The organism is Haloprofundus salilacus, from assembly GCF_020150815.1.
Classification (GTDB): Archaea; Halobacteriota; Halobacteria; order Halobacteriales; family Haloferacaceae; genus Haloprofundus; species Haloprofundus salilacus.
In genome coordinates this window covers 2,003,605-2,029,603 of record NZ_CP083723.1, presented here as the reverse complement: position 1 = coordinate 2,029,603, position 25,999 = coordinate 2,003,605, and the positions used below count along the sequence as shown (strand labels likewise).

The 25,999-nt window shown below is 63.2% G+C and carries 23 protein-coding genes and 1 pseudogene; 9 read left to right on the top strand and 15 right to left on the bottom strand.

The genetic code is table 11. The features are described 5' to 3' along the window. Nucleotides 1-86: 86 nt before the first annotated feature. Complete coding sequence (locus LAQ58_RS10415; RefSeq protein ID WP_224447403.1) at nt 87-533, bottom strand: response regulator; 447 nt, start codon at nt 531-533, stop codon at nt 87-89. 213 nt (nt 534-746) lie between these two features. Between LAQ58_RS10415 and LAQ58_RS10410 the strand changes: the two genes are divergently transcribed. Both LAQ58_RS10410 and LAQ58_RS10405 read left to right on the top strand, forming a co-directional pair. After that, nucleotides 747-3,080: an MEDS domain-containing protein gene (locus tag LAQ58_RS10410; RefSeq protein WP_224447402.1), complete on the top strand. Its 2,334-nt coding sequence runs from the start codon at nt 747-749 to the stop codon at nt 3,078-3,080. Nucleotides 3,081-3,221: 141 nt separating this feature from the next. Then, the gene (locus tag LAQ58_RS10405) at nt 3,222-4,211 is read left to right on the top strand and encodes an arsenic resistance protein (RefSeq protein ID WP_224447401.1); all 990 of its coding nucleotides are present in this window, start codon (nt 3,222-3,224) and stop codon (nt 4,209-4,211) included. Nucleotides 4,212-4,263: 52 nt separating this feature from the next. Here the strand turns inward: LAQ58_RS10405 and LAQ58_RS10400 are convergent, their stop codons facing one another. Both LAQ58_RS10400 and LAQ58_RS10395 read right to left on the bottom strand, forming a co-directional pair. Continuing rightward, entirely contained in the window at nt 4,264-4,686 is a 423-nt protein-coding gene (locus LAQ58_RS10400; RefSeq protein ID WP_224447400.1) for an arsenate-mycothiol transferase ArsC, read from the bottom strand. A gap of 101 nt (nt 4,687-4,787) precedes the next feature. Further along, entirely contained in the window at nt 4,788-5,273 is a 486-nt protein-coding gene (locus LAQ58_RS10395) for a hypothetical protein (RefSeq protein WP_224447399.1), read from the bottom strand. Between the two features lie 260 nt (nt 5,274-5,533). Here LAQ58_RS10395 and LAQ58_RS10390 point away from each other — a divergent pair, with 260 nt between their 5' ends. Beyond that, on the top strand, nt 5,534-6,358 hold the full coding sequence (locus LAQ58_RS10390) for an FkbM family methyltransferase (RefSeq protein WP_224447398.1): 825 nt from the start codon (nt 5,534-5,536) through the stop codon (nt 6,356-6,358). Here the strand turns inward: LAQ58_RS10390 and LAQ58_RS10385 are convergent. After that, on the bottom strand, nt 6,355-7,116 hold the full coding sequence (locus tag LAQ58_RS10385) for an alanyl-tRNA editing protein (RefSeq protein ID WP_224447397.1): 762 nt from the start codon (nt 7,114-7,116) through the stop codon (nt 6,355-6,357). The genes LAQ58_RS10390 and LAQ58_RS10385 overlap by 4 nt on opposite strands. Before the next feature lie 209 nt (nt 7,117-7,325). Between LAQ58_RS10385 and LAQ58_RS10380 the strand changes: the two genes are divergently transcribed. Beyond that, nucleotides 7,326-8,015 carry an HD domain-containing protein gene (locus LAQ58_RS10380; RefSeq protein WP_224447396.1) on the top strand — a complete coding sequence of 230 codons (690 nt, stop codon included), beginning with the start codon at nt 7,326-7,328 and terminating at the stop codon, nt 8,013-8,015. Nucleotides 8,016-8,056: 41 nt separating this feature from the next. Here LAQ58_RS10380 and LAQ58_RS10375 read toward each other — a convergent pair whose 3' ends face one another. Next, nucleotides 8,057-9,049, bottom strand: a complete 993-nt coding sequence (locus tag LAQ58_RS10375) for an NAD-dependent epimerase/dehydratase family protein (protein ID WP_224447395.1) — start codon at nt 9,047-9,049, stop codon at nt 8,057-8,059. Between the two features lie 131 nt (nt 9,050-9,180). On the opposite strand from LAQ58_RS10375, the gene LAQ58_RS10370 reads away from it, so the two are divergent. Then, on the top strand, nt 9,181-9,774 hold the full coding sequence (locus LAQ58_RS10370; protein WP_224447394.1) for a GNAT family N-acetyltransferase: 594 nt from the start codon (nt 9,181-9,183) through the stop codon (nt 9,772-9,774). On the opposite strand, the gene LAQ58_RS10365 is transcribed toward LAQ58_RS10370, so the two are convergent. The 5 genes and pseudogenes from LAQ58_RS10365 to gltB all read right to left on the bottom strand — a co-directional run bounded on the left by LAQ58_RS10365 (nt 9,775) and on the right by gltB (nt 17,619). Continuing rightward, nucleotides 9,775-10,767 (bottom strand): NAD-dependent epimerase/dehydratase family protein, encoded by a 993-nt coding sequence (locus tag LAQ58_RS10365; protein WP_224447393.1) that lies wholly within the window; start codon nt 10,765-10,767, stop codon nt 9,775-9,777. It abuts the gene before it with no gap. A gap of 211 nt (nt 10,768-10,978) precedes the next feature. Beyond that, nucleotides 10,979-11,461, bottom strand: a pseudogene (locus tag LAQ58_RS10360) (peroxiredoxin family protein). A 73-nt stretch (nt 11,462-11,534) separates the two neighbouring features. Then, nucleotides 11,535-11,960 carry a DUF7522 family protein gene (locus tag LAQ58_RS10355; RefSeq protein WP_224447392.1) on the bottom strand — a complete coding sequence of 142 codons (426 nt, stop codon included), beginning with the start codon at nt 11,958-11,960 and terminating at the stop codon, nt 11,535-11,537. 58 nt (nt 11,961-12,018) lie between these two features. Continuing rightward, a complete protein-coding gene (locus LAQ58_RS10350; RefSeq protein ID WP_224447391.1) occupies nt 12,019-12,804 on the bottom strand; it encodes a hypothetical protein in 786 nt (261 codons plus the stop codon). Between the two features lie 279 nt (nt 12,805-13,083). Further along, the gene (gltB, locus tag LAQ58_RS10345) at nt 13,084-17,619 is read right to left on the bottom strand and encodes a glutamate synthase large subunit (RefSeq protein WP_224447390.1); all 4,536 of its coding nucleotides are present in this window, start codon (nt 17,617-17,619) and stop codon (nt 13,084-13,086) included. Between the two features lie 208 nt (nt 17,620-17,827). Between gltB and LAQ58_RS10340 the strand changes: the two genes are divergently transcribed. Next, entirely contained in the window at nt 17,828-18,025 is a 198-nt protein-coding gene (locus tag LAQ58_RS10340) for a hypothetical protein (RefSeq protein WP_224447389.1), read from the top strand. Between the two features lie 92 nt (nt 18,026-18,117). Here LAQ58_RS10340 and proS read toward each other — a convergent pair whose 3' ends face one another. Together proS and LAQ58_RS10330 are read right to left on the bottom strand one after the other, a co-directional pair. Further along, a complete protein-coding gene (gene proS, locus LAQ58_RS10335; RefSeq protein WP_224447388.1) occupies nt 18,118-19,593 on the bottom strand; it encodes a proline--tRNA ligase in 1,476 nt (491 codons plus the stop codon). A gap of 166 nt (nt 19,594-19,759) precedes the next feature. Continuing rightward, complete coding sequence (locus LAQ58_RS10330; RefSeq protein WP_224447387.1) at nt 19,760-20,242, bottom strand: DUF7984 family protein; 483 nt, start codon at nt 20,240-20,242, stop codon at nt 19,760-19,762. A gap of 246 nt (nt 20,243-20,488) precedes the next feature. Here LAQ58_RS10330 and LAQ58_RS10325 point away from each other — a divergent pair, with 246 nt between their 5' ends. After that, nucleotides 20,489-22,420, top strand: coding sequence for a beta-CASP ribonuclease aCPSF1 (locus tag LAQ58_RS10325; protein WP_224447386.1), 1,932 nt, complete (start codon nt 20,489-20,491; stop codon nt 22,418-22,420). A gap of 34 nt (nt 22,421-22,454) precedes the next feature. Here the strand turns inward: LAQ58_RS10325 and LAQ58_RS10320 are convergent, their stop codons facing one another. Then, nucleotides 22,455-22,772 (bottom strand): hypothetical protein, encoded by a 318-nt coding sequence (locus LAQ58_RS10320; protein WP_224447385.1) that lies wholly within the window; start codon nt 22,770-22,772, stop codon nt 22,455-22,457. A 116-nt stretch (nt 22,773-22,888) separates the two neighbouring features. On the opposite strand from LAQ58_RS10320, the gene LAQ58_RS10315 reads away from it, so the two are divergent. Further along, the gene (locus LAQ58_RS10315; protein WP_224447384.1) at nt 22,889-23,287 is read left to right on the top strand and encodes a methylglyoxal synthase; all 399 of its coding nucleotides are present in this window, start codon (nt 22,889-22,891) and stop codon (nt 23,285-23,287) included. Between the two features lie 20 nt (nt 23,288-23,307). Here LAQ58_RS10315 and LAQ58_RS10310 read toward each other — a convergent pair whose 3' ends face one another. After that, nucleotides 23,308-24,114: an endonuclease III domain-containing protein gene (locus LAQ58_RS10310; protein WP_224447383.1), complete on the bottom strand. Its 807-nt coding sequence runs from the start codon at nt 24,112-24,114 to the stop codon at nt 23,308-23,310. 67 nt (nt 24,115-24,181) lie between these two features. Beyond that, nucleotides 24,182-24,613 (bottom strand): DUF371 domain-containing protein, encoded by a 432-nt coding sequence (locus LAQ58_RS10305; RefSeq protein ID WP_224447382.1) that lies wholly within the window; start codon nt 24,611-24,613, stop codon nt 24,182-24,184. 417 nt (nt 24,614-25,030) lie between these two features. Here LAQ58_RS10305 and LAQ58_RS10300 point away from each other — a divergent pair, with 417 nt between their 5' ends. After that, complete coding sequence (locus LAQ58_RS10300) at nt 25,031-25,939, top strand: coiled-coil protein (protein ID WP_224447381.1); 909 nt, start codon at nt 25,031-25,033, stop codon at nt 25,937-25,939. Nucleotides 25,940-25,999 lie beyond the last annotated feature (60 nt).

Genomic DNA, 25,999 nt, shown 5'->3' with positions numbered 1-25,999 from the left:
CTGCAATCTCTATTCCGATAACGACTGGTTTGGTTGAAAACAGCCGTAAAAGATAGAAAGCCTGCATTTAGCAAGATAGCGAATCTCTATTCGTGTGGATTCTGGACGAAAGCGAGCCAGAAGTCCTCTATCGAACGAACGAACTCGACGAACTCGTCGGGTTCGACCGGTTTCTGCAGATAGTGATCTGCTTCAAGACCGTGCGATCTTACAAGATCCTCACCGAGTTCCGAACTCGTCAAGGCAGCGACTGCAATCTCGCTGACTTTCGGATCGTTATTCAACTCCGATAGCACTTCCATACCGGGTTTTCCGGGGAGTTGGAGTTCGAGTAGGATTAGATCTGGGCGTGGTACATCAGTGTACTCACCCCGTTGATAGACAAAATCGAGGGCTGCGTCACCATCTTCGACGCTGTGGAGAGTGTTCGCGAGTTTGCCTTCTTTTAATTTCTCGGTGAAAAGCCGAGTATCGCCCGGATTGGGCTCGACAAGTAGTATATCGAGAGTTTCTAGTTTCGAGTCTGTAGCCATAGTAGCAACTATCGATGACGAAATATAACGATGTTCTCACTCGTATTGGTAGATGTATTTGCGTACTACCGTTACTGTGGGGAGAGTGCTGAAATACGCTCATCCTCCCTCACTACGTGTTCGACGGACCAGCGAGGGAGGATATGGTAACTTCTCCCTCCGAGTAACGTTAGTAGCACCACTTTTAACCGTACTGCGCAAATAATTCGCTCAATGAGTCAACCGGTCAAAGAGGGTACTCAAAGCGACGCGTCGGGTGCTAAGCACGGCCTCGAAGCGTTGCGTCAGAGCCTCGCGTTCACCGGGCCGGTCGAAACCCTCGGCGACCACGAACAGACGAACGACCATCTCGCTCTCATCTACGAGAGCCGAGACGAACAGTTCACGGCGGTCGTCCCCTACATCCGCCAGGGGCTCGAGCGAGGCGAGCGATGCGTGTACATCACGAACGAAAACTCCCGAGAAACTGTCATAGAGGCGATGCAGTCCCGGGGTATCGACGTGGACGGCGCCCTCGAATCAGGAGCGTTGTCGATTCACGACGAGCAGGAGGCCTATCTCCGAAACGGATCCTTCGACCCGGAAGATACGCTCGCCTTCCTCGACGACGCCATCACCGAAGCCGCTGAAGAGTACGAAGCGCTCCGAGTGACCGGCGAGATGACATTTATCCTCGACGACGACGCTCCCGTCGGCGACCTCGTGAGATGCGAGAGCAAAGCCAATCATCTATTTCGGGACGTGGACGGGATGGCGCTTTGCCAGTACAACCGGAACCGGTTCCCGCCGGAAGTCATCCGCGACGTCATCAACACCCACCCTCACCTGATTCACGGCAACAGGGTGAGCCACAACTCCTACTACTCGCCACCGTCAGAGTTCCTCGGTCCGGATCGGCCCGCTCGCGAGGTCGAGCGAATGTTGGGAACGCTCCGTGAACAGACCGACGCGAAAGCGGAACTAGAGGGGCGCCAGCGGCTCGCACACGAGCTAAACGAGGTTATCGCCAGTTCGGACCAGACGTTCGGGGAGAAACTTCAGGCCTTGTTTGAGTTGGGCTGTGATCGATTCGATCTCGAACTCGGCGCCCTGGCTCGGGTCGATACGGACGACGACTGGTTCGAAGTCGAATACCTCAGCGGCAAACACGAACACTTTGAGCCCGGCGTTGAACTTCCGTTGTCGCAAACCTACTGTACCGCTGCCACCGAAATCAAGGCCGCCGGGAGCGTTTCGGATCCTCACGAGGAAGGGTACGACGATATCACCGTCTATCAGGAGTTCGGTATTCGGGCGTATCTCGGGACCTACGTCGAGGTTTCCGGCGATGCCGATCGAACGTTCTTCTTCGTCACTTCCGAACCGAGAGAGCACGGATTCTCGGACGACGAACACGCGTTCATCGAGTCGATGGGTCAGTGGGTGAAGTACGAACTCGAACGCCGACTGCGAGAGCAGGAGTTACGCGAGCGCACTGAGCATCTGAGTGCGCTCGTCGAAACCACGCCCGAATGCATCAAGACCGTCGCTCCCGATGGTACCCTTCTCCAGATGAATCCTGCCGGACTGGAGATGGTAGAAGCCGACTCGGAATCGGACGTAACCGGAAAGTGCGTCTACAATCTGATTGCCCCCGAACACCGTGAGAAGTTCCGCGAGTTCAACGAGGAAATCTGTCGGGGCGAGCACGGGACCTTGGAGTTCGACATCATCGGGCTGGATGGTACACGTCGCCACATGGAAACGCACGCGGCGCCGCTTCGTCGTACCGACGGTACGAACGCTCACGTTGCGCTCACGCGCGATATCACCGATCAAGTCGAGCGCGAAGCGGAACTCGAGAGGACGATCTGCCAGCTTCAACAGTCGAACAACCGGCTCCAACAGTTCGCGTACGCTGCCTCCCACGACCTTCAGGAGCCGTTGCGGATGATCTCCAGCTACCTGCAGCTGCTCGATAACAGATACGGAGACGAACTCGATGAGGATGCGAAAGACTACATCGACTTCGCGGTTGGCGGGGCCGATCGCATGCGGTTGATGGTCGACGATCTCCTCGCGTTTTCACGGATCGAACAGGCCGACGGGGCGTTCGAGTCAGTCGAGGGAGACGCGGTTATCGAACGAGTCACGACCGATCTTCAGATGCGGATCGAAGAAAACGGCGCAGAGATCGTGAGCCACTCACTCCCGACGGTGATGGGGGATCGGAAGCAACTCGATCAGTTGTTCAACAATCTCATCTCGAACGCCATCAAGTACAACGACTCCGATCCCCCGTATATCGAAATCACCGCCGAAGAAGGGACCGATCACTGGGTGTTCTCGGTCGCCGACAATGGCATTGGTATCGACCCGGATAGCACCGAGCGGATTTTCGAGGTCTTCAAGCGACTTCACCGCGACGACGAGTATCCCGGAACCGGGATTGGTCTCTCGCTGTGCCAGGAGATCGTCGAGAATCACGGCGGTAAGATCTGGGTTGATTCTACCCCCGGGGAGGGTTCGACGTTCTTCTTTACGCTTTCGAAACAACCAACGGACTGATCGGCAGAGAGAGCGCTATCGTCTATGGCGAGATTTCGGTGTGTGTCGACCTCGACAGTGTCGACGGAGTTCTAAACGCGGGGTGATCGCGTCAGGCAACAGCAATGGCGGTTTATTCCTCACTCTCGAAACAACTTACAGATGGTTACGAAGGACCGACTCCAGCAGAATCAAATCGCCCTCTACGGAGTCGCGGTCACACTTGCAATCGTCGCTGGTCTCGGAAAATCGAGCGTGAGCTCGCTTCTCGAACCGCTCATCAACCCCGTTTTGGCGGTGCTGTTGTACGTGACGTTTCTCGAAATTCCGTTCACCAGACTTCGCCACGCGTTCACCAATAGACGGTTCATGGCGGCCGCCCTCGGGATGAACTTCCTCGTCGTCCCCGCCGTCGCCTTCGGTCTCACGCGGTTCCTGCCGCAGGAGCCGGTGATTCTCGTCGGCGCGTTCATGGTACTGCTGACGCCGTGTATCGACTACGTCATCACGTTCACGGCGCTCGCAGGGGGAGACTCCGAGCAGATCACCGCCGCGACGCCGGTACTGATGCTCGTCCAACTGCTGTTGCTCCCGGCGTACCTGTGGCTGTTCGTGGGACAGCAAGTGGCGGAGTTCGTCGAGGCTGGACCGTTCATCGAGGCGTTCGTCTCGATTATTGCGGTTCCACTGGCGCTCGCGTGGCTCACGGAGTTCTGGGCCGACCGCTCCGAAACGGGCGACCGCTGGGAGGGGGCTATGGGGTGGTTACCGGTTCCGATGATGGGTGCGACACTGTTCGTTGTAATCGTATCCCAGCTTCCTCGCGTGCAGGACTCGATCGGACAGATTGCGGCCGTCGTTCCGGTGTACGTTGCGTTCCTGATCGTGATGCCACTACTCGGTCGGCTCGCGGCGGGTCTCTTCGAGATGGACATCGGCGAGAGTCGAGCGCTCGTGTTCACGTCGGTAACACGGAACTCGCTCGTCATCCTTCCGTTGGCGCTTGCGTTACCCTCGGGATACGCGCTCGCACCGGCTGTCGTCGTGACCCAGACGCTCGTCGAACTCACGGGGATGGTCGTTCTGACGAGAGTGGTTCCCGGGTGGCTCCTTCCGACCGCTCCGTCGATATCGGTCCTCGGTGAGTCGTAGACGTTCGCGCTCTTCACCCGGTCGGTGGATGCATAGAGCGGCGACTCACCAGCTACTGATCGGTGAAGCGTTCGTCGAAAAGAGAGACAACTCGCCGCTCGATTTCGTCGCGAATATCGCGGACGCGTTCGATTTCCTGCCCATGGGGGTCGTCTAGGTCCCAGTCTCGAACTTCGATGTCGGCGTCGAGTTCGAGCGCCGAACAGCCCATCGTCGCGACGACGTCGCACGCGTTGAGTTGTTCGTCGCTGACCTCCCGCGGCGCGCGGTCCGACAGGTCGATATCCAGTTCACGCATCGCTTCGACGACTTCGGGGTGAACCTCGTCGGCGGGCATCGTCCCGCCCGTGAGAATCTCGACGCGGTCTTCGAGGCCGCGTCGCTCGCGTTCTCGCTCCGCGAAGGCAGCGGACATCTGACTTCGTCCGGCGTTCTGGACACAGACGAACCCGAACGTCACGCCGTTTTGGCTCATACCACCGATTGAAAATATGCGACAATAACGCTTGCTAAGAACGCTATTGGTGAGTGGTCGGTGTAGACCCTTCAGTCCCCGATGTTACTGCTATCGTCGTTTTAGCCACCGCCTTGACCGCCACCGCTCTGGTTGCCGCCCTGACCGCCACCGCCGGTCGATGCGAGCGTAACCGAGATGACACCCTGGTCGTTGTCCTGAAAGAGTGAAAAGTCCGGCTGAAGCGTGAAGCTCTGTCCCGACTGAATCTGCGCATCCTGCGGCGTGAAGACGAGCACACGCTCGTTCGTATTATGGTACATCCCTATCCGGGTGTTGAAGTTGTTGAAAGGGGTGAAGCCGAGATTCTGTGGGGTGTAATTGATCGGATTGGAGACTATCTGCAGCCGCGCCCCCGGGCGATAGTTCTGAACGAACATCCGCGCGTCGTACTGCTGTTGCTGACCGCCGCCCTGCTGGGCGGCGGCGGTATTGGTCCCCCCGAGACCCAGCGCGAGTCCGCCCGCCGAGAGCGCGCTGGCTTTGAGGACGGTTCGACGCGTCGAGTCACTCTGCTCCGTGTCGGAAGTGTTCTGGTTGTTTGTCATAGTGTCGGAGTCTGCGATCCGCTTGGTCGGTCGTCGTCGCGTTCGGTCTCGACCACCGATCGTCGGTCCGCGGCGGCGGGTCGGCACACTACACCGTCGGCATGTCAAGTAACTGGGAGTATGTGCTAAAGCGTTGGCCTTGATATCCGAACCGCACTATTTAATGAAAAATACGCAGACAGCGACCGTCTCGTCCGTGCGGAAGTACGGATGCGCGTCACGCCGGAAAGCCAAAGTGTCGACCGCAAGACAGAGACAGTATGAGAAGCGACGTTCGGTACTTTCTCCGCCATCCGTTCTACGCCCTCCGATACGCGCTCTTCTCAGCGTACTACTTTGTCTCCCGGTTCAATCACCGCCACGAACTGTACGCGTCCCGGAAGCACGCCGGGCCGGCGAGCTTTCGCAGCTACGAACTCACCGACAAACACGTCGGCGACGTGTTGCTCGGACGGCTCCTCCGCGCCTGCGAACCCGGAGATGTCCTCTACGACGTGGGCGCGAACACCGGCGTCTACTCGCTGGCGGTCGCCGCCGCCGAACCCGCTGCGCGGGTCGTCGCTTTCGAACCGAACCCCGACGTGGCCGCGCAACTCCGGACGAACGTCGAGCGAAACGAGTTCGGAGACAGAATCGCTGTCCGCGAGGAGGGCGTCGGGGCAGCGACCGAGACCCGCCGGTTCCACCGCTCCTCGTACGACGAACTCGGGTCGTTCGACCCTCGAAACGCCGGGGCGTGGGAGGCGAGCGTCCGCGACGGGATCGACGTGTCGGTGGTCGCCCTCGACGACGTCGTCGAAGGCGTCGGCGACGACAGCGAAAACGGCGGGGGCGAACTCCCGCCGCCCGACCACGTCAAAATCGACGTGGAGGGCTACGGGTTGGAGGTGCTTCGGGGCGCGCGAGAGACGTTCGTCTCGGCGCGTCCGACGGTCTATTTCGAACCGCACGTCGAGGGCGGCGAGGATCGAACCGACGAGATCGCGTCGCTACTGCGGTCGCTCGACTACCGAATCCGGGTACGACCCGGCGCGTGGATCTGCGTTCCGGAGTCGACCTCGGATACCTCCCGAAGGGAGCGCTAGACGAGTCGGAACTTCACGCGCTCTTTCTCGCCGCCTTTCGTCTCTCGGCCCGTCATCTCGACGGTGCCGAGTTCGTCCGTGTTATCGACGTGGGTGCCCGCGCAGGCGGTCCGGTCGTACGGGTCGTCCTCGGGACCGATTTCGACCAACCGAATCTCGGTGATGGAGTCCGGGAGTAAACTGAGACGGGTCCGCTCGGGGTCGAGCGACGCTTCGGCCTCCTCGCGGTCCATCACGTACCACCGAACGTCCATCGCGTCGTCGACGAGGTCGTTCATCCTCGTTTCGATGTCGGCGAGATCCGTCTCGTCGAATCGTTCGTACGCGCAGTCGAGATACGCGCGGTTGGCGTACAGTTGGTTCCCCGTCGTCTCGGCGTCGTACTCCGAGAGGAGCAGCGCCGAGAGGAGATGTTGGGCGGTGTGGTATCGCATGTGCGAGTACCGACGCTCCCAGTCGAGTCGGCCGGTGACCGTCGCGCCTTCTTCGGGCGGCGTCCCCGATAGCGTGTGGTACACCGTATCCTTCTTCGAGACGTCGGTGACGGTCCACGTTTCGGACGCCGCGCCCGCGTCGTCCTGCGCGTCGTTACCCGCATCGACGCCGGCGAGACGGAGCGTTCCGGTGTCGTTCGGCTGCCCGCCGCCGGTCGGATAGAACGCGGTGCGGTCGAGGACGGCTCTGTCGTCGAGGACGCGTTCGACCGTCGCCTCGAACTCGCGGACGTCGGTGTCGTCGAGGTAGAGCAACTCGGTCATACGCGTTCGGAACCGTCGAGTCCACTTACGGGTTCGCTTTGCGGCGGATTCGCACGCGGGGCTCCGGTCGAGAGCGACCCGTCGGCCGCGACGGCGGTCGTCGACGCCGGAGTTTCGGAGCCGTCGGCCCTGTCGTAACGCCTAAGAGCGAAACGACCCTCTCTTTGGGCAACAATGACTGAAAGCCCTTCCCATCGGAGGTGGACTCCGTGGGGGTCGAGATAAAAGAGACGGAAGTCACGGAGGAACAGTTCGAGGAGATGAAGCGGTTCGTCTACGACTATCTCGCCGCCAGCGTGGAGAACGAGGACGACGGCGGACGGATGCGGTGGTACCCGTGGCACAGCGCCGACTACCGGTTCAACCACATCATCAACGTGGTCGCGCTCGCGACCCACATCGCCGAGCGCGAGAACGCCGACGTCGACGTCGTCGCCGTCGCGGCGCTGTTTCACGACATCGCGAAACTCGACGCCGACCAGGACGTCCACGCCGAAGAAGGCGCGCGCGTCGCCCGCGAGTATCTCACCTCGCACGGCGACTTCCCGCAGTCGTTCGTCGACGAAGTCAGCCACGCCATCGAAGACCACTCGTATCAGGGTCCGCTCTCGGACGTGTCGCTGGAGACGCAGTGTCTCATCGAGGCCGACATCCTCGACAAAGTCGGCGCGAACGGCACGGCGCTCATGCTGCTCCGGATGGGCTACGAGGCCCGCACACACATGGACGCCGCCGAGATGGTCGAACGCGTGCTCCAGCGCGGCGTCGACGCCTCCCGTCGCATCGAGAGCGACACTGCAGAGAGCGTCGCCCACCGCCGCCTGAAGCGCGTCAAGTGGTTCCGCGAGTGGCTCGAAGAGGAAGTACCCGAGATGAACCACGAGCGGTTCGGGTTCTGAGTCGGGCAGAAAACGAAACGGAGCGGTCGAACGGTTCGTTTTTATATCGTATCCAATACGCCCAGCACCCGCTCTTCGGCCTCGCGGCCGGGGTCGTGTTCGGAGCCGTCGCGGTCGCTCTCGCGGTGTTCCTCGACCGTGCGGCGCATCGCCTCGTCGACGGACGTCGACTCCCAGCCCAACCCGCTCAGCTTGTTCGTGTCGAGGACGTGCGGGTATGGTCGGTAGAGGACGAAATCCGTCGGTTCGAGCTCCGCGGCGGCGAGTTCGCGCTCGCCCGCGTGGACGACTTCTATCTCCGTGTCCGCGGTGTCGGCGATGACCTCCACCATCTCTGCGAGCGTGACGAGCCGCTGGTCGCCGACGTTGTACGCCTCGCCCGGTTCGCCCGATTCGGCGACGATTCTGAGGGCACTGGCCACGTCCTCGACGTAGGCGCGGTGCCAGATGTTGGTGCCGTCGCCCGGCACCAGCACGCGGTCGTAGTTGTCGACGCGGTCCAGCCAGTAGTCGAGTCGCTCGGTGTAGTCGTGCGGCCCGTAGACGATACACGGGCGGACGGAGGTTGCGTTGACTCCGCGCTCGGCGGCCTCGAAGATGACGCGGTCCCCCTCGGCCTTTCGCGGACCGTAGCTCTCGGCGGAGTCGTCGGTGGCTTGCTCGGGCGTGCAGTCGCAGAGTTCGGTGACGCCCTCGCGCTTCGGTATCTCCTCCGATCCGTAGGCGCCACCGCTGGAGATGTAGACGTAGCCGTCGACGTCGGCGAACACGTCGACCGCCTCCTCGACCTCGGCGGGTTTGTACGCGACGCAGTCGACGACGATGTTCGGCTCCGCTTCGTCGCGGGCGCGTTCGAGGTCCGCTCGGTTCGTCCGGTCGCCCTCGACTCGACTGACCCGGTCGTCGTCGGCGAAGGGGTTCTCGTGGTTGCCGCGGTTGAAGATGGTGACCTCGTAGCCGTTTTCGAGGAGGTCGTCGACGACGTGGCGGCCGATGAAGCGCGTCCCGCCGACGACGAGTGCTGAGTCGCTCATGTCGCTTCTCGCTCGGTGCGGCGGGATGAAAAGTGTACGAGTGTCGGTTCGATTGGCCGTCATTCGATTCGGAACGTGAGCCGTTCACACGCCACGACAACGCTCATCTATCAAGCTGCTAACCGAACCGTATGTTCCCGAGCGAAATCGAGACCGACCACCTCCGACTCGTTCAACTCTGCCGCGATAATCTCTCCGCGAGAGAACTCTATCGACACGTGGGCCGCAACGCCTCAAACGTAGACGAACTAAGTCGGTATACGATGTGGGACCCCCACCGAACGTTCAAGGAGACGCACGACTATCTGGTCGACGTCGAATACCAGTGGGACGAGAGAGAGCAAGCGACCTACGTCGTCTATTCGAGAGAAGCCGACGTCGACGACTTCGCAGGCGTCACGAACCTCCACCTCGGCTGGAAACGCCGCTCGGCAGAACTCGGTATCTGGCTGCGGAAACCGTTCTGGGGCCGCGGTTACTCCGGCGAGCGCGCGGCGGCGCTGTTCGAGTTGGCTTTCGAGCGACTGGACCTCGAACTCGTCGGTGCGGCACACCAAGATGGCAACGAGAAGTCGAAGCGAGCCATCGAACGCTACGTCGAGGAACACGGCGGCCAGTACGACGGCATCCTCCGCAACTGGATTCCGAAGGGCGACGAGGTGCGTGACCTCCACCGGTACACCGTCTCTCGCAAACAGTATCTGGAGTCGTGCCGATCGACCTGACTACGCAGACGTTTCCTCCATAGCCTCCAACACCTTCTCCTCGTCTTTCCTCGCTGGACCATTCTCCGCCCCGTCGCGGCCGTTTTCGACGTGCGCAGTCGCCGTCGCGGCGACGGCGTCGGCTTTCGGCGTCGACTCCCAGCCCAGTGAAGCGAGTTTCTCGGTCGACACGAGCATCGGTCGCGGCGTGTACAGCGGGAAATCCGCCGGTTCGAGGCCCACAGCGGCCAACTCGCGCTCGCTCGCGCCGACGACATCGACCTCTGTGTCGAGCGCGTCGGCGACCAACTCAAGCGACTCGGAAAGCGAGAACGCGTTTCTGTCGGCGACGTTGTACGCCTCGCCGGGTTCGCCCTCCTCGGCGACAATTCTGAGGGCGCGCGCCACGTCCTCGACGTACGAACGGTGGAGGAGACTGCCCCCGTCTCCGGGAACGAGGACGCGGTCGTACTCGGCGACGCGGCCGACCCAGTATGCGAAGCGTTCGGTGTAGTCGTGTGGGCCGTAGACGAGCATCGGGCGGACCGCCATCGCCTCGACGCCCTCGACCGCGGCGACGGCGACCGCCCTGTCTCCCTCGGCTTTTCTGGGGCCGTAGCTCTCGGCGGAGTCGTCGGTGGCCTGCTCGGGCGTACAGTCGTGTATCGGCGTCCCGTTCTCGCGCATCGGCACGTCGGGACGAGCGTAGGCGCTGCCGCTGGAGACGTACACGTAGCGAGCATCGACGAAAACCTCGGTCGCGGTCTTCACCTCTCGGGGGTGGTACGCGCAGAAGTCGATGACCACGCTGGGAGCGACTTCGGCCGCCGCCGACTCCAACGCGTCGCGATCGGTCCGGTCGCCGGGGATGTGCGAGACGCCCGCGCGGTCGGCGAAGGGGTCGTCGTGGATGCCGCGGGTGAACGTCGTCACGTCGTAGTCGTGTGCGAGCAGCTCCTCGACGGTGTGGCGGCCGACGAAGCGCGTTCCGCCGATACAGAGAGCGGTTTTCATATGTTCCGCTGGACGGCGAACGCGAAAAGCGTACGTCAAGCGGAACACGGCGCGGCGTCGGACTCGGCGCAGAGAGACGGAGCGCTTCGGCTGGTAGTATCGTGGCGCGGAGGAAAATGGAGAAGACGTGGCCCCCATCAGGCCGTCTCGGTGGGCGGGTGCTACCGACTCGTGAACGCCCGCCGCCCGCGAGCGTCAGTGTTTCTCGTCGTCAGCCCTCGAACGGGTCCTCGTAGTCGTTGCGGATGAAGTAGCGGATCCAGTTGCCGTACGTCCGGTCGGCGGGGTGGTCTGCGACCTGTCCGTACTGGACGACACCGTCCTCGTCGACGACGTACGCCGCCGCGATACCGGTCAGTCCGTGACTCGTCTGCTCGGTGCCGCTGTACTTCTCGGCTGCCTCGCCGTCGGGGTCGGCCAGCAGTTGCACGTCGAGGTCGTAGCGGTCGCGCATCTCGGTGACCGGTCCGATGGAGTCGACGACTATTGGGAGGATGTCGACATCCTCGTTGAACTAGAGGTCGTAGGAAACCTCGCTGAACGTCTGGAGCTGTTCGGCGCAGAAGCTACACCAGTGACCGCGGTTGACGAGCACGACCGTCGGGCCGGAGTCGAGCGTCTCCGAGAGCGAAATCGATTCGCCGGCGGTGCTCTGCAGCTCGAAATCGGGCGCGTCGTCACCTAGCTCTGGCATGGTTGGTCGAATGGACGCCACCGTTAAAACCGTGAGTCGGGCGGGCGCACTGCGTACACGCCTCCGGTAGCTTTTACTCCTCTTCCGTCTCCGCGAGCAATGAGCGAAGGCTCACCGCTTGCGCTTCGAACTCGGTGATGTCCAACTCGTCGGTGGTGATGATGACGCCGTGGCCGCCGCCGAGCACGCGGCAGAGAATTCCCTCCGAGAAGACGCGTATCGTGTACTCGTACTCGCCGATATTCGGCTGAGGGGCGGCTTCCTCGGCCAGTCTGTTATACGTCTCGTGCAAGGTGAATCCGAGGCGTTCGTTCTCGACCAGCGGTTCCTTCACTGTACGAGCGCGCGACTTGTCGCCGGCATAGAGCTCCGGGCGCAGATACAGCACCTCGAACTCGTCGGGCGTGAAGTAGATGACGCTCCGGAGCGCGTCGCCGAGCGCGGTCCGCGCGATATACACGATGCTGTCTGTGAGGTCGTCGTTGGGTCGCGGTGCCATAGGTACGGTAGGGTCGGCGTCGTATCAGTTGTTTCCCGCCCGAGCGGTTGTTGACTCGCTATCGACTCCCCGCGGTGGAGTTGTTCGACCCGTTCGACCCGCTCGACCCGTTCGAACCACCCGATCCGCTCGACGAGGCTTTCGCGAGCGAGTCGTAGAACGCGCTCCCGCCGGAGGCGAGGTAGGCGTAGAAGCCGACGCCGCCGCTGTCGTACTGCGAGTCCATCCCCGAGAATCGGGTGATCGGCGTTCCGGCGCCGTCGACAACGATGACGGTGTGCCTCCCCGACTCCTGCCACTGGACCAGCACCCGATACCAGTTGTTCTGGCCGAGCGTGAACCCCATATTCGACTGCGCGACTACCGACTTCGCTCCGTTGACTTCCTTGTAGAGGAAGGCGCTGTTCTGGGGGAGTTGCAGTTTGACGTAGTACTGGTTGTTCGGGTCGTCGACGGCGTACCCGAAGTTGAGGGTGTCCGCACCGCCCGTCGCGCGAACCCAGTACGAGAACGTGTCGCCCCGCGTCGGCGCCTCCGGCAGCGACGACGCGTACACGCCGGAGTCCACGCCGTTTATCCGCAGAGACTGCGACCCCGATTTCGAGACGCTCTGTGCCGTCGAAACGCCTTGCTGCCCGTCCAGGAACTGGTATCGGTTCCCGAGTTGCTGCGTTCCGTACTCGAACTCTTCGACCACCACGCGCTCCTGCTGCGCGGAGGCGTCGGAACTGCCGACGAAGGGGAGTCCGACGGAGAGTCCGGCGGCCGCTCCGAGCGTCTTGAGCGCGGTGCGGCGTCCAACTGTGCGTCCGGTCGAATCGGCCGAGAAGTCGTTTTTTTCCATCTCTATGGGTTCCGACAGTACGACATAGTATAAATCCAATTCAGAGTGAGCGTACATTCGTGTATAGATGTCGCTACGTATTTTGCGAAGTTCAACAAATACATCCGAAAAAGTGAGACTTACGCAACTGATAATCTATCACGAGGGAACAACGGTAATCCACCGCGTCGAAAGAAGCGACGGTACTCGACAGCGTCGAACGGAACGGTGCGTTCATCTCGCATTCGGCGCCGGAGTACGCTCGGAGGTGAGCGACGAGGTGACGCTCGGCGCCGACGCTCAGTCGTCGCTCCGCGCTATCTCCTGGTCGGCGCGGGCGTCTTCGACGGACCCCGCCGGGGCGGGCAGTTCGTCGCGCACGTCGGCGCGGCCCTCCTCGGCGATGACCTTCGCGTACGCGTCCGGCATCACCTTCGTGAAGTTGCCCACCTCGTTCGCCCACTCCGCCAAAAGCGAGGCCGCACGTTCGCTGTCGGCGTAGTCGGCGTGGTTCTCGACGAGGCGGCGCAACATCGCCTCGTCGCCCGTTTCGAGTTCCCGCGAGAGCGATACCATCTCGGTGTTGGCCCGCGCTTCGAGCGTCTCGTCGGGATCGTAGACGTAGGCGACGCCTCCGGACATCCCCGCGGCGAAGTTCCGCCCTGTCCCGCCGAGCACAGCGACGACGCCGCCGGTCATGTACTCGCAGCCGTGGTCGCCGACGCCTTCGACGACGGCTTTCACGCCCGAGTTGCGGACGGCGAAGCGTTCGCCCGCGACGCCGTTGACGTACAGCTCGCCCTGCGTCGCGCCGTACAGCGCGACGTTGCCGATGAGGACGTTCTCGTCGGGAGCGTAGTTGGCCTCCGCGGGCGTCTCGACGACCACTTTTCCGCCCGAGAGCCCCTTGCCGACGTAGTCGTTGGCTGCGCCGGTGAGGCGCATCGTCACGCCCGGGGCGAGGAACGCGCCGAAGCTCTGTCCGGCGACGCCGTCGAACTCGCAGGTGACGGTGTCGTCCGATAGGCCTTCACCGCCGTATCGCTGTGAGATGCGGTCCGAGAGCATCGCGCCGACCGCGCGGTCGACGTTCGATATCTCGTGGCGCAGTTGGACTGGGTCGCCGTCTTCGAGCACGGGTGCGGCCTCCTCGATGAGCTGGCGGTCGAGTTGCGTCTCGAGGTCCGAATGCGACTGCTCCTGCGTCTTCCGGCGCTGGTCGCCCGCCGGTTGCGCGAGGACCGCCGAGAGGTCGAGATGTTTGGCCTTCTCGTGGTCGGTCTCGCGCTGGCGGAGGTACTCGGGGCGGCCAATCATCTCGTCGACCGTCTCGAAGCCGAGTTCGGCCATCAGTTCGCGCAACTCCTGCGCGATGAACGTCATGTAGTTGATGACGTGGTCGGGTTGGCCGGGGAAGCGGTTGCGGAGGTTCTCGTTCTGGGTGGCGACGCCGACCGGACAGGTGTTCTCGTGGCACTGCCGCGCCATCACGCAGCCTGCGGTAACGAGCGACGCCGTCCCGAAGATGTACTCCTCGGCGCCCAACAACGCGGCGATGGCCACGTCGCGGCCCGTCTTCATCCCGCCGTCGGTGGAGACGTGGATGCGGTCGCGCAGCCCTGTTGCGCAGAGCATCTGGTTCGCCTCCGCGAGGCCAAGCTCCCACGGCAACCCCGCATTTTTGATGCTCGTCTTCGGCGACGCGCCGGTGCCACCGGAGTCGCCGGAGATGTGTACTACATCAGCATTGGCCTTCGCCACACCCGCCGCGATGGTGCCGATGCCCGCCTCCGAGACGAGTTTCACGTTGATGTCGGCGTCCTCGTTGGCGACCTTCAGGTCGTGGATGAGCTGTTTGAGGTCTTCGATGGAGTAGATGTCGTGCAGCGGCGGCGGCGAGATGAGGCCGACCCCCGGCGTTGAGTAGCGGACGTGCGCGATCATCTCGTTGACCTTCTTGCCGGGGAGGTGGCCGCCTTCGCCGGGTTTCGACCCCTGAGCCATCTTGATCTGTAGCTCGTCGGCCGACGAGAGGTAGTGGCTGGTGACGCCGAAGCGACCCGACGCGACCTGCTTGACGTTGCACTCTTTCTCCGTGCCGAAGCGTTCGGGCGGTTCACCGCCCTCGCCGGAGTTGGATTTGCCGCCGATGCGGTTCATCGCGATGGAGTTGTTCTCGTGGGCTTCCGGCGAGAGCGACCCGAGGCTCATCGCCGCCGTCGAGAAGCGTTTCACGATCTCCTCGACGGGTTCGACGTCTTCGATGGGGACGGAGTCGCGGTCGGAGTCGAACTCCAGCAGCCCGCGGAGGGTTTGCAGTTCCTCGCTCTGGTCGTTAACCAACTCGGCGAACTCCTGGTACGTCTCGTAGCTACCGGAGCGAACCGCGCGCTGGAGCGCGCCGACCGACTTCGGGTTCCACTGGTGGTGGATGCCTGCCGAGCGGTTCTCGTACTCGCCTTGGACTTCGAGCTTCGGGTCCTCGCCGTAGGCGACGGCGTGACGCGTGAGCAGGTCGGCCTCTATCTGCGGCAGTCCGATACCCTCCGTGCGAATCTCGGTGCCCTCGAAGTACTCGCGGACGAACGACGAGGAGAGACCGACGGCCTCGAAAATCTGGGCGCCGCGGTAGCTTTCGACCGTCGAGATGCCCATCTTCGCCATCGTCTTCAGCAGACCGTCTTCGAGCGCTTTCGTGTACGCCGCGATGGCCGCCTCCGGTTCGGCCCCGTCGGGACCGGCGACGATGTCCTCGATGGTCTGGTAGGCGAGGTACGGGTTCACCGCGCCCGCGCCGTAGCCGACGAGCGTCGCGACGTGGTGCACTTCGCGTGGGTCGCCCGACTCGATGACCAACCCGGCGCGGTTGCGCAGGCCGTTGCGGACGAGGCTGTGGTGGACTGCGCCCGTCGCAAGCAGACTCGGAATCGGTACTCTGTCGGGTCCGGCCGCGCGGTCCGAGAGGACTACGATGTCCGCGCCGCCCTCAATAGCCTCGCGGGCGTCGTCACGGAGTCGTTCGACGGCCGCCTCCAGTTCCGCTTCGCCGCGCTCGTACGTCATATCGAGCGTCTCGCTTCGCAGGCCGTCGCTGCCGTCGAGGTTCTTGATGCCTGCCGTCTGCTCGTCGGTGACGATGGGCGAGTCGAGCACGAGTTGGCGGGCGTGCTCCGGCGACTCCGCGAGCATGTTCTGCTGGTTGCCGAGGCGCGATTCGAGACTCGTCACCAGCTTCTCGCGGATGTAGTCGATGGGCGGGTTCGACACCTGCGCGAACAGCTGTTTGAAGTAGGTGAAAAGCGGCCGGTTGAAGTCGGAGAGCACCGACAGCGGCGTGTCGTCGCCCATCGACCCGACGGGGTCTTTCCCCTGTCTGGCCATCGGCTCGATGAGGTGGTTCAGCTGGTCCTGCGTGTAGCCGAACGCCACCTGTTGGGCGCGCAGCGAGTCGACCGGGTCGTGGGTGCCGAACGCCTCGGGGTCGGCGAACGCCGAGAGGTGACGCTGCTCGTCGCGAACCCACTCGCCGTACTTCTCGTCGACGAGCGAGTCGAACACCTCCTCGTCGGGGATGACGCGGCCCTCCTCGGGGTCGGCCATGAACAGTTGGCCGGGTTGGAGCCGACCCCGAGATTCGATTTCGCTCGGGTCGTGGTCGAGCGCGCCGACTTCGCTCGCCATCACGAGGCGGTTGTCGGTCGTCACGTCGTAGCGACACGGGCGCAGGCCGTTGCGGTCGAGCACCGCCGCGATTCGCTCGCCGTCGGTGGCGGCGACGAGCGCCGGGCCGTCCCACGGTTCGACGAGGCTGGCGTGGAAGTCGTACCAGTCGCGGCGGCCCTCGTCCATCGCTGGGTCGTTGCGGTACGCCTCCGGAATCAACATACGGAGGACGTGCGGCAGGTCGCGACCGCCCTGCAAGAGGAGTTCGACGACGTTGTCGACGCTGGCGGTGTCGCTCTGGTCGGCGTGCGTGACGGGTTTGATGGTCTCGATGTCGCTTCCGAACTCGGGGTGTTCGAGTTCCGTCTCGCGGGCGCGCATCCAGTTGACGTTGCCGCGGATGGTGTTTATCTCGCCGTTGTGGACGACGTTGCGGTATGGGTGCGCGAGATGCCACGCGCCGAGGGTGTTCGTCGAGAATCGGGCGTGAACCATCGCCAGCGCCGACTTCATCCGCCCGTCGCGGAGGTCCGGGTAGTACGTCGGAAGCTGTTCGGCTTTCAGCAGTCCCTTGTAGACGAGCGTCTTCCGCGAGAGCGAGCAGACGTAGAAGCGCCCGCTGCCCTCGATACCCGAGTCGTCGACGGCGTTCTCGGCGGCGCGGCGGCCGACGTACAGCGAGCGGTCGAACGCCTCGGTGTCCGTCGAATCGTCGGACGGCCGGACAAACAGTTGCCAGACGTCCGGTTCCGACTCCAGCGCCGTCGCGCCGAGGTCCGCGTTGTCGGTCGGTACGTCGCGCCAGTGGAACGCATCGAGCCCGTGTTCGGCGAGCGCCTCCTCAACGACGTCGACGACGCGTTCGCGCTGGTCGTCGTCCTGCGGGAAGAAGATCGAGCCGACCGCCCACAGGTCGGGGAGGTCGTAGTCGAGTTCTTCCTCGAAGAACTCGTCGGGGCGCTGAATCATGACGCCCGCGCCGTCGCCGGTGTTCTCCTCAGCACCGGTGGTGCCGCGGTGTTCGAGGTTTACGAGTAGTTCTAGCCCGTCGGCGAGTACGTCGTGCGACGCACCGCCGTCGAGATCCATGACGGCGCCGACGCCGCAGTTCGAGCGCTCGTCGGCCGGGTCCGCGAGGCCAACCCTGCGGGTGTCTGTGTGTGGCTTGGTCATACCCGAATCTGGCGCCAACCACTTATGAACGTACTCCTGAAAGAATAAGGGTGTATTAATCCCATATAAGGTAATTTATTCTGATTTATTGTCCGAACTACTATGACAGATACTGGACCTCCTCGCGACGGAGAGACATCTTGGACGGGGTGTCGGATGGAGTGATTCGGTCCTACGCTTATTGGGATGGACCCGGCACTAGCGCCGGATGGCATACATCTCGTACGAGACGCCGGACGGCGTGGCCGAAGAAGAGGTAGACGCCGACAACATCTCGGACTCCGGGAAGGTCGCTGGCGTCCGGGTCAAGGTCGAAGACGGAAGCTACCTGCACATCCCGTACGCTCGCGTCTACCGAATACGGATGAGCGAGGAGGAAGGGAAAGTAAGCTACAGTTCGCCGTAACCACCGACGGTGTCGACGAGGATCGCGTCGGTCTCGTAACGGCGCGGGGTTCGTATCTCGCCGACGCCACCGGGTTCGAGGAGCCGTCTCGTTCAGTACGACTTCGCGAAGTACGCCGTCTCCTCGGACGACTCGCCGCAGACCGCGCAGTCGCCGTGTTTGTCGAGGTCCAACTGCTTCTCCTCGTCGTCGGGGAAGGGGACCATCACGATTTCGGCCGAGATCTGCTCCTTTATCTCCTCCTCGCAGGCCTCCTCGCCGCACCACGGCGCGCGGACGTAGCCGCCGTGCTGGCCGATAGTGCCGAGAATCTCGTTCCGGGCGAACGCGTCGCGGACGTTCTCGTCGAGGTTCTCCTCGGCGGTGGCGTACAGTTTCGCGTACACCTCGTCGAAGTGGTCTTCGACGGTTTCGACGATTCCCTTGCGCGCTTCGACCGTCGACTCGCCGTCGGGACGGTGGACGACCGTAATTTCGTCGTCGTCGACCTCGTTGGGGCCGATTTCGAGTCGTACGGGGACGCCGTTCAGTTCGTGTTCGTTGAACTTGAAGCCGGGATTGCGCTCGTCGCGGTCGTCGAGTTCGACGCGGACTCCGGCGGCTTCGAGGTCGTCGGCGACGCTTCCGGCGTAGTCGAGCACCGCCTCCTGGTTCTCCTCCTGCCAGATTGGGACGACGACGACCTGTGTGGGCGCGACTGTCGGGGGGAGCACGAGTCCCTGGTCGTCGGAGTGGGTCATGATGAGCGCGCCGATGGAGCGCCACGAGAAGCCCCACGAGGTGGTGTGGGCGTTTCGGTCCGCCTCGTCTTCGTCGGAGTAGGTGATGTCGAACGCCTCGGCGAAACTCGTGCCGAGGTAGTGGCTCGTCGCGCCCTGCACCGACTTACCGTCGGGCATCAGCGCCTCGACGGTCGTCGTCGTGTCGGCGCCGGGGAACTTGTCATGGTCGGGTTTCTGGCCACGGAGCACGGGGATTGCCAACAGGTCCTCGTACGCCGACTCGTACTGGTCGAGGCGGAGCAGCGTCTCCTCCCACGCGTCGTCCTCGCTGGCGTGGGCCGTGTGGCCCTCCTGCCAGAGGAACTCCTTCGTGCGGAAGAACGGTTTCGTGTCGGTCGCCTCCCAGCGGACGACGGAGGCCCACTGGTTGACGCGCAGGGGGAGGTCGCGGTGGCTGCGCACCCATTGGCTCATGTAGGGAGCGATGATGCTCTCGCTGGTGGGGCGGACGGCAAGGCGTTCCTCCAGTTCCTCGTGGCCGCCGTGGGTCACCCACGCCACCTCGGGGTCGAACCCTTCGACGATTTCCTTCTCCCGTTCGAGGTAGCTCTCGGGGATGAAAAGCGGGAAGTAGGCGTTCTGAACCTCGGTCGCTTTGAACTTCTCGTCGAGATAGCTCTGGGCGGCCTCCCAGAGCGCGTACCCGCGGGGTCGAGTGATGATGAACCCGCTCATCCCCTCGGGGGCGTAGTTGGCCAGTCCGGCCTTCTGGACGACTTCGGCGTACCACTCGCCGGTGTTGTACTCCTTGGACTCGGTGATACCGAGGTCCTGTGTGTCGGTCATTGTCGGGAGGTGGCGGCACCGCGGCTTAAAACGTGCGAAGCTGTGAGACGGTGTGACAGTGGGTAACGGGGAGTCGACCACTCACACGACGAGTCGGAGCGTCACCTCGCCCCGTTCGGGAGCCGAGACGACGGATCGGTCGGTGACGGGGATGACATCGCCGGCCTCACTCGGAGCGGACCGCGAACGGACTCTCCGTCTCGGTCCACTCCCACCCTGGAAGGCGGGTCTGAAAACCCGCCGCCAGCGCGGCGTCCAAGTCGTCCACTCCGGCGACGCCGTCGGTGTGGGTCATCGTATCCGCGACGTGGAACGTCGCCTGCGCGAGCAGCGCGAGCGGTTGCCCGCCCGCGATGGTCGACGCCAGTTCTCGGCCGAGTATCTCGTCGACGACGAAGCCCGGATAGTCGCCCTGCACGTCCAGTTCCCTGAGAATCCCGGCGTACGCCGCGACGTTTACCGCCACGTCGCCGTCGGCGAAGACGGCGTCCACCTCCGCGCGGTACTGGGCTTCGGTCACCGGCGCGACGTCGACACCGAACCGATCGCCGAGCGCCTCTCGAACCTCGTTGATGAGCGAGACAGTGGTCGAGGCGCGCGTTTTCAGCGCCTCGCGTTCGGCGGCGACGGCGTCGGGCGTGAGTTCCATAGCGTCACCGAGAGCCCGTACCGTCTTTCCTTTTGCGAAGGCTTTTATAACACGAAGGTAATACTGCCGGACAAGCGGGTTTTCACTGCCTCTTCCCGCACGTAGCATACAGAGTTACTCCGTTGAGTATGTCTCTCGGGACCACCGGTCACGACGAGCGTTCGACTATCCGCGTTCGCGGCGACTCGGCGGCACCGAGGCGGCAGTACGAGGCCCGACCGGAGTGGACCGACGGGCAACACACACATGAGCTCAGTAGATAAGCAACTTGAGGAACTGAAAGCAGAGATCGACAGCGAACTTCCGGGCGACATCGTCGTCTCCGACGTGAAGTACGAGGGACCCGAACTCGTCGTCTACACGCGCAATCCCAAGGAGTTCGCGCAGAACGGCGACCTCATCCGAAAGCTCGCCAGCAAACTCCGGAAACGGATCACGGTCCGACCGGACCCCGACGTGCTCACCGACCCGGAGAAAGCGCGCGAGCAGGTCCTCGACGTGATTCCGGAGGAGGCGAGCGTGACCGACCTCGACTTCCACGCCGACACCGGCGAAGTCGTCATCGAAGCTGCCAAACCCGGGATGGTCATCGGCCGACACGGGTCGACGCTGCGCGAGATAACCCAACAGGTCGGCTGGACACCCGAGGTCGTCCGGACGCCACCCATCGAATCTTCTACCGTCTCGAACGTCCGAAACTTCCTGAAGCAGGAGCGAGAGGAGCGACGCGACATCTTGGAGAGGGTCGGCCGACAGATACACCGCGAACAGCTCAGCCGTGAGCAGTGGGTTCGTATCTCGACGCTCGGCTGCTGCCGCGAGGTCGGTCGCGCGTCATTCATCCTCTCCACAGCCGACACCCGCATCCTCATCGACTGCGGCGACAAACCCGGCGCCGAGGGCGAAGTGCCGTACCTCCAGGTGCCCGAAGCGCTCGGCTCCGGGGCGAACTCCATCGACGCGGTGGTTCTCACGCACGCTCACCTCGACCACTCGGCGCTGCTCCCCCTCCTGTTCAAATACGGCTACGACGGCCCGATTTACTGCACCGAACCGACGCGCGACCTGATGGGCCTGCTCACACTCGACTACCTCGACGTGGCGGTCAAGGAGGGCCGGACGCCGCCGTACGAGTCCGAGATGGTCCGCGAAGCCATCAAGCACTGCATCCCCCTCGAATACGGCGACGTCACCGACATCGCCCCCGACGTGAAGCTCACCTTCCACAACGCGGGCCACATCCTCGGGTCGGCGGTGACGCACTTCCACATCGGCGACGGTCTCTACAACGTCGCGTTCTCCGGCGACATCCACTACAAGGACACCCGCCTGTTCAACGGCGCCGTCAACGACTTCCCGCGCGTGGAGACGCTCGTACTGGAGTCGACGTACGGTGGGCGAAACGACTACCAGACCGATCAGGAGGACTCCGAGCAGAAACTCGTCGACGTCATCAACGAGACGGCCGACCAGGGTGGAAAAGTTCTCATCCCGGCGTTCGCCGTCGGTCGGTCACAGGAAATCATGCTCGTCCTCGAAGAGGCGATGCGAAGCGGCAAGATTCCGGAGATGCCCGTCCACCTTGACGGGATGATCTGGGAGGCGACGGCCATCCATACGACCTACCCCGAGTATCTCCGCGACGAACTCCGCGACCGCATCTTCCACGAGGACGAGAACCCGTTCCTCGCGCCGCAGTTCAACCACATCGACGGCGGCGAAGAAGAGAGACAGGAGGTCGCCGACGACGACCCCTGCATCATCCTCTCGACCTCCGGGATGGTCACCGGCGGCCCAATCATGTCGTGGCTCCGCCACATTGGGCCGGACCCGGACTCGAACCTCGTCTTCGTCGGCTACCAGGCGCAGGGGACTCTCGGTCGCCGCATCCAGAACGGCTGGGACGAGATACCGATCAACAACCGCGACAGCCGCAACTCTGGGCGGTCAGGCACGCTCTCGCTGAAGATGGGCGTCGAAACCGTCGACGGGTTCTCCGGCCACGCCGACCGCAACGGTCTGATGAACTTCGTCCGCACGATGAACCCCCGGCCGGAGAAAGTGCTCTGCGTCCACGGCGACGAGCGCTCCGTGCAGGACCTCTCGTCAGCGCTGTACCACGAGTTCAACATGCGGACGTTCGCGCCGAAGAATCTCGAAACGTTCCGGTTCAAATAGCGAATCGACAGCGTCGTCGCTCCACACTCGCGTTCTACTTCTCGTCGCGTTCGAGTTCCCAGTCGTCGTCGGTCACCGACTCGCGCGCCAGCTCCTCGCCGTCGCCGAGCAGACGGAACTCGAACCGGCCGTCGATTCGCTCGACCTGTACGTCGAGCGAGAGGGCGTCGGCGGTGACCTTCTCTGTCGCAGCCTCCGGGTTTCGGTCGTCTCCGGTCACCGCGAGACCGTAGTCGTCGTAGGCGACGTGCGTCGACGTCGCGATGACGTCGTCTCCGTCGTACACGTCGGCGGAGATGCCGCCGTGCGTTTCGGTCTCCTCGACTCGCAGCGTGTAAGTCTCCATCGACATACACGGACGTGGCACGCCGACGGCCTTGAGTCTCGGGGTCGCTGTCAGCGACGACACATGTCACAGAGTAGACCGTCGCAGGTGGATTCAACTGGCTACGGCACGGCAGAGAGAGTATGCGTCTCGCGCTCATCGCCCACGACGAGAAGAAGCCGGCACTCATCGAGTTCGCGAAGAACCGAAGCGATATCCTCTCGAAAATCGATCTCATCGCCACGGGGACGACGGGCCAACGCCTCATCGACGAGGCGGGGCTCGAGATCGAGCGAAAGCAGTCGGGACCGCTCGGCGGCGACATGCAGATCGGCGCCGAAATCGCCAACGAGACCTGCGACGGGGTCATCTTCCTACGCGACCCGCTGACCGCCCAACCGCACGAACCCGACATCACCGCGCTGCTCCGCCTCTGCGACGTCCACGAGACGCCGGTGGCGACGAACCTCGCAACCGCCGACGCAGTGGTCGACGAACTCGTCCGCGAGAAGGAAGGCGACGGGTTCGAGGACTACGAGTAGTCTCGATTTCTGCGCGGTCTTCAGTCGTCGGCGACGACTTCGGCGGGGTCGACAACCGACTCATCGACCTCGTCGACCCCGACCTTGTCACAGTAGTCGTACAGCGGACACGCCTCCGGGCCGTCGAGGCACGCCGGTTTCAACGCCTTGCAGTACTCGCGGCCGAACTGAATCATCGCGGTGTGGCCGAAGCCGCACTTCTCGGCCGGGACGTCGCGTTCGAGGTGTTCGCGCACCACCTCGTGGTCGGCGTCCGGCGGCGCGAGTCCCATACGGCGAGCGATCCGGTGGACGTGCGTGTCCACCGGGAAGACGCCGCCGCGCCCGCCCGAGAACAGCAGCACGCAGTCGGCGGTCTTCGGTCCGACGCCGCGAATCTCCAGCAGTCGGTCTCTCACGGTTTCGGGCTCCTCCTCGCGGACGCACGCGTCGAACGCCGTCTCTCCGCTGAACTCGTCGACGATCTCGGCGGCGGCGTCTATCATCATCTCCGACTTCTGGTTGTACAGACCCGCGGCGTGGATAGTTTCGGCGAGTTCTGACCGTTCGGCGTCGGCGAGCGCCTTCGCGAGGTCGCCGCCTCCGTATCTGGCCATCAACTCGTCGTGCGCCGGTTGACTCGCCACGTCGCTCGTATTCTGGCTCAGGATAGTTCGGACGAGACACTCGAAGGCGTCCTGCCCGCCGTAGGCTTTCCGCCAGTACAGCTCGCCGAGTTCATCGACGACGGCCTCGGCGCGGGTGTCGGCCTCGCCGGGCGCGAACGTCGCCTCGACGCCCCCGCCACCGACTCCGCCGCTGATGTTCTCCGCGGGTTCGTCTGCCATACCGGAACGTGGAGTCGGTCCGGCAAAAGCGGTGGGGCGGAGGGTCGGTCCGACGGCCCGCCGGCGCTCAGTCGTCGGCGCCGCCGCCGACGCGGAGCGTAAGGGTCAACTCGGCGCCGTCGGCGAGTGCGTCGACCAACTCGCGGTCGAAGCCCTCGGCGGCGAACGCCGCGCCGAGCATGATGGTTCGGTCGTCGGTGTGGTCGCTCGTCCGGCCGACCATGCTCCGGTCGCCCTCGAACGTCAAGTCCGGGTGACCGTGGCCCTCGACGCGTTCGGTGACGCCGTCGACCTCGAACGTGGCGACGATGCGCGCGTTCTCGTTCCGGCAGGCGTCGACGAACGCCGGGTCGAAATCGGCGGGCGTCCGGTCGGCATCGACGGCGAGAATGCAGTCCCCGGCCGGGGTCAGCCAGTCGTCGCTCGTCACCTCGAACGTGCTCGCGTGGCGCGCCGAGACGTTCTCGTGTCCGCGCGCGCGAACGACTTCCTCCTTCATACTGGAGATGCGAAGGGGCGACGGAAATCCGTGGCGTTTTGGCCGAACGAAGCGAAGGCGTACCACCCGAGCGAAGCGAGCGACACGACGGGGGTTTCGTTGCCTCGAAACTACTTTCTTCGTAATATGTTCTACACGAATTTCGGTCGGTCGTTTAAGTGCGTCAACGGTTGTCAACGTACGGTCGATTTGGTGCCGAATCGTGCCACAGTGCCACGCATGGTAGCCGTTTTCACTCGCGAACTCACCGAAGTATTTATATGTTCGACGCCAGTAAGTGAGAGTACCAGAACGCCTCCGGCATCTGGCGGAATCGCACGGGGAATGATCAGGAATTTCTTATCCACGGTCGGACGCACATCATCGAGCGACCGCCACTCCGCCCGGAGCGGTGATGGTATCGAGGATTGATCAAGTATGGCAGCGGAACAATTCGGAATCAAAGCATTGGACGAATCGAACAACGTAGAACTGACCGACGAGAAACTGGAGAGCGGCTCGAAAGGCCAACTCATCAAGCTCGCCGGTCAGCTTCGTGACCGACGGAACGAACTCAACCAGATGGCCTCCGAGCGCGCATCCAAGCGCGACGACCTCAACGCGAAGACGCGCGAGAAGGTCGACGAGGCTCAGGAACACCGCGAAAAGCGCGACTCGCTCAACGAGCAAGTACAGGAGCACAAGAAGTCGCGCAATGAGCTGAACGCAGAGGCCAACGAGCTGTTCGACAAGGTCGAGGAGATGAAGAGCGACCTCGAACTCGACGACGGCAAGGACCTCGAGGAGCTCGAAGACGAGATCAAACAGCTCGAATTCCGCCAGCAGACCGAGGTGCTCTCGACGGAGGACGAGCGCGAACTCATCGAGAAGATCGAGAAGAAGCGCGAGGAGTACCAGAACCGCAAGGAGAAGGTCGAAGACAGCGGTGAACTCGAAGAACTAATCGAGGAAGCCGAGGAGGTCCGCTCGGAGGCGTCGAAACACCACCAGAAGGTGACGGAGCTCGCCGACGAGGCCCAGGAACACCACAACCAGATGATCGAGGCCTACCGCGAGGCCGACGACATCCGTGACCGTGCAGACGAGATGCACGAACTGTTCGTCGAGGCCCAGGAAGCCGCGGACCGCCACCACGAGGACTTCGTCCGCGTCCAGAAGCGCCTACGCGAACTCGACAAGAAGGAGGAGCGCCAGCGCAAGGACTCCCGCGCCGAGGAACGCGAGGCTGCCAAGGAGGAAGCCGAGGAGATCTACCAGGCGTTCCAGGAGGGCGAGACCCTCGACACCGAGGACCTGATGAAGCTCCAGCGCGCTGGTCTTCTCTAAGCGCGTTTCGTTCTTTTCTCAGTTTTAAGCCGACGCGACCCTCAGCTACTGGTATGGCTG

What these genes read in the sequence shown, in the direction of transcription:
- LAQ58_RS10415 (WP_224447403.1), bottom strand. Translation starts at nt 533, where the DNA reads ATGGCTACAGACTCGAAACTAGAAACTCTCGATATACTACTTGTCGAG.
- LAQ58_RS10410 (WP_224447402.1), top strand. Translation starts at nt 747, where the DNA reads ATGAGTCAACCGGTCAAAGAGGGTACTCAAAGCGACGCGTCGGGTGCT.
- LAQ58_RS10405 (WP_224447401.1), top strand. Translation starts at nt 3,222, where the DNA reads ATGGTTACGAAGGACCGACTCCAGCAGAATCAAATCGCCCTCTACGGA.
- LAQ58_RS10400 (WP_224447400.1), bottom strand. Translation starts at nt 4,686, where the DNA reads ATGAGCCAAAACGGCGTGACGTTCGGGTTCGTCTGTGTCCAGAACGCC.
- LAQ58_RS10395 (WP_224447399.1), bottom strand. Translation starts at nt 5,273, where the DNA reads ATGACAAACAACCAGAACACTTCCGACACGGAGCAGAGTGACTCGACG.
- LAQ58_RS10390 (WP_224447398.1), top strand. Translation starts at nt 5,534, where the DNA reads ATGAGAAGCGACGTTCGGTACTTTCTCCGCCATCCGTTCTACGCCCTC.
- LAQ58_RS10385 (WP_224447397.1), bottom strand. Translation starts at nt 7,116, where the DNA reads ATGACCGAGTTGCTCTACCTCGACGACACCGACGTCCGCGAGTTCGAG.
- LAQ58_RS10375 (WP_224447395.1), bottom strand. Translation starts at nt 9,049, where the DNA reads ATGAGCGACTCAGCACTCGTCGTCGGCGGGACGCGCTTCATCGGCCGC.
- LAQ58_RS10370 (WP_224447394.1), top strand. Translation starts at nt 9,181, where the DNA reads ATGTTCCCGAGCGAAATCGAGACCGACCACCTCCGACTCGTTCAACTC.
- LAQ58_RS10365 (WP_224447393.1), bottom strand. Translation starts at nt 10,767, where the DNA reads ATGAAAACCGCTCTCTGTATCGGCGGAACGCGCTTCGTCGGCCGCCAC.
- LAQ58_RS10355 (WP_224447392.1), bottom strand. Translation starts at nt 11,960, where the DNA reads ATGGCACCGCGACCCAACGACGACCTCACAGACAGCATCGTGTATATC.
- LAQ58_RS10350 (WP_224447391.1), bottom strand. Translation starts at nt 12,804, where the DNA reads ATGGAAAAAAACGACTTCTCGGCCGATTCGACCGGACGCACAGTTGGA.
- gltB (WP_224447390.1), bottom strand. Translation starts at nt 17,619, where the DNA reads ATGACCAAGCCACACACAGACACCCGCAGGGTTGGCCTCGCGGACCCG.
- LAQ58_RS10340 (WP_224447389.1), top strand. Translation starts at nt 17,828, where the DNA reads ATGGCATACATCTCGTACGAGACGCCGGACGGCGTGGCCGAAGAAGAG.
- proS (WP_224447388.1), bottom strand. Translation starts at nt 19,593, where the DNA reads ATGACCGACACACAGGACCTCGGTATCACCGAGTCCAAGGAGTACAAC.
- LAQ58_RS10330 (WP_224447387.1), bottom strand. Translation starts at nt 20,242, where the DNA reads ATGGAACTCACGCCCGACGCCGTCGCCGCCGAACGCGAGGCGCTGAAA.
- LAQ58_RS10325 (WP_224447386.1), top strand. Translation starts at nt 20,489, where the DNA reads ATGAGCTCAGTAGATAAGCAACTTGAGGAACTGAAAGCAGAGATCGAC.
- LAQ58_RS10320 (WP_224447385.1), bottom strand. Translation starts at nt 22,772, where the DNA reads ATGTCGATGGAGACTTACACGCTGCGAGTCGAGGAGACCGAAACGCAC.
- LAQ58_RS10315 (WP_224447384.1), top strand. Translation starts at nt 22,889, where the DNA reads ATGCGTCTCGCGCTCATCGCCCACGACGAGAAGAAGCCGGCACTCATC.
- LAQ58_RS10310 (WP_224447383.1), bottom strand. Translation starts at nt 24,114, where the DNA reads ATGGCAGACGAACCCGCGGAGAACATCAGCGGCGGAGTCGGTGGCGGG.
- LAQ58_RS10305 (WP_224447382.1), bottom strand. Translation starts at nt 24,613, where the DNA reads ATGAAGGAGGAAGTCGTTCGCGCGCGCGGACACGAGAACGTCTCGGCG.
- LAQ58_RS10300 (WP_224447381.1), top strand. Translation starts at nt 25,031, where the DNA reads ATGGCAGCGGAACAATTCGGAATCAAAGCATTGGACGAATCGAACAAC.